Consider the following 452-nt stretch of genomic DNA (forward strand, 5'->3'; position numbering starts at 1 on the left):
GCCCACGGCCTAGCAGAACCAACGCCCAACACCAAAGGGACCAGATTGGTCACCGCCGACACGCCGAATTACGTGACCTGCAATCATATTCCCAGGTGCAACTTCGGCTTCCAGAAGGGGCGGAACAACTCGATTTTGGGACAGCGGTTCATCACCACTTTCAAGCCCGCTTCCTCCGCCAACCAGGCGGCAGCGTCATCGCGCACGCCGATCTGACCCCACAGAACCTTGGCATTGATGGCGATGGCCTCCAGCGCGACTTCCATTAGATCTTCGGAGCGGCGGAAAACCTCGACCATGTCGACGGGCCGGTCGATGGCCGCCAGCGACGGGTACACTTTGAGCCCTCGAATTTCCTCCACGCCGAAACTGGGATTGACCGGGATCATGTCGTAGCCGGTTTCGTGCAGCACCCTGAGAACACCATAGGAAAATTTGGTCTTGTCTGGGCT

Annotated in this window: 1 protein-coding gene; it reads right to left on the reverse strand. The window is 58.6% G+C overall.

The genetic code is table 11. The features are described from left to right. Positions 1-83: 83 nt before the first annotated feature. On the reverse strand, positions 84-452 hold a 369-nt coding region (locus EN780_RS37750), incomplete at its 5' end, for a CoA-binding protein (protein WP_133373025.1).

The organism is Mesorhizobium sp. M4B.F.Ca.ET.089.01.1.1 (assembly GCF_004022605.1).
In the GTDB taxonomy this organism is placed as follows: Bacteria; Pseudomonadota; Alphaproteobacteria; order Rhizobiales; family Rhizobiaceae; genus Mesorhizobium; species Mesorhizobium abyssinicae.